Here is a 1,496-nt window from a genome sequence, read left to right on the forward strand (position 1 = left end):
TGTTCTACATTATAAGGAGGAAAGCGTTTATTTAGAAAATCCCTAAAGAAAATATGGGGCTCTCTAAAAAATTTTCTAATTTTATTTAAATTCATTTGAAACTTTCTAATACTACAAAATAGAAACAGTTGATTCTGTTATGTTTTGAAGTTATCCAAACGTTACCGCTTCGGCCAATACTTTGCCGGCCAAGTCTTTAGGCGACAGGTTCGGCTCGCCTTGTAGCGGCCAGTCGATGCCGACGGTCGGATCATTCCAAATCAGCGAGTGTTCGGCTTTGGGGTTGTAATAGTCTGTGCATTTATAGACGAACTCGGCTTCATCGCTCAGTACATAGAAGCCGTGTGCGAAACCTTCGGGTACCCACAGTTGGCGTTTGTTTTCTGCGGACAGAATCTCGCCTACCCATTTGCCGAAAGTGGGGGAGTCTTTACGCATATCGACGGCCACGTCGAATACTTCGCCGACAACCACGCGTACGAGTTTGCCTTGTGTATTTTCGGTTTGATAGTGCAGGCCGCGCAATACGCCTTTGCCGGATTTGGAGTGGTTTTCCTGCACAAAGGTGCGGTTGCAGACTTGGGTCTTGAACCATTCGTCGCGGAAGGTTTCCATAAAAAAGCCGCGTGCATCGCCGAAGACTTGGGGCTCAAGCAGTTTTACGTCAGGAATGGCGGTATCAATGATGTTCATCGTTTTATCTTTCATCTAAAGGCCGTCTGAAAAGTTTCAGACGGCCTCAAACATTATTTTTTCAACAGGCGCAGCAAATATTGGCCGTATTGGTTTTTCGCCATCGGGCGCGCCAGTTCTTCCAGTTTTTCATCGGAAAGCCAACCGTTGCGCCAAGCGATTTCTTCTAGGCAGGCGATTTGCAGGTCTTGGATGTTTTGCACGGTTTGCACGAATGAAGCGGCTTCGTGCAGGCTCTCGTGGGTGCCGGTGTCCAGCCATGCGAAACCGCGTCCCAAAAGTTGTACCGACAATGAACCGTCTTCCAAATACATCTGGTTGAGATCGGAAATTTCCAATTCGCCGCGGGTGGACGGTTTGATTTGTTTGGCGAACTCGACAACGCGTCGGTCGTAGAAGTACAAGCCGGTTACCGCCCAATCGGATTTGGGCTGTTGCGGTTTCTCTTCGATAGACAGGGCGTTGAAGTTGTCGTCAAATTCAACCACGCCGAAACGCTCGGGGTCTTTGACCTGATAACCGAATACGGTTGCGCCGTGGGTCTTGGCGGCAGCCTGTTTCAATGTTTGCGTAAACGATTGGCCGTAGAAAATATTGTCGCCCAAAACCAAGCAGACGTTGTCGTTACCGATAAATTCTTCGCCGATGATGAATGCTTGAGCCAAGCCGTCGGGGCTGGGTTGTTCGGCATAGCTGATGGAGATGCCGAAATCGCTGCCGTCACCGAGCAGTCGTCTGAAAGAGGGATTGTCTTCGGGCGTGGTAATCACCAAAATATCGCGGATTCCTGCCAGCATCAATAC

At 49.0% G+C, this 1,496-nt stretch carries 2 protein-coding genes; both read right to left on the reverse strand.

The genetic code is table 11. The features are described 5' to 3' along the window. Positions 1–150: 150 nt before the first annotated feature. Positions 151–693, reverse strand: coding sequence for a dTDP-4-dehydrorhamnose 3,5-epimerase (gene rfbC, locus ACTHUT_RS20420; protein WP_440419633.1), 543 nt, complete (start codon positions 691–693; stop codon positions 151–153). Between the two features lie 53 nt (positions 694–746). Further along, the coding region (gene rfbA, locus ACTHUT_RS20425; RefSeq protein ID WP_440419631.1) for a glucose-1-phosphate thymidylyltransferase RfbA at positions 747–1,496 on the reverse strand (750 nt) is incomplete at its 5' end.

The organism is Neisseria sp. P0022.S010 (assembly GCF_051956635.1).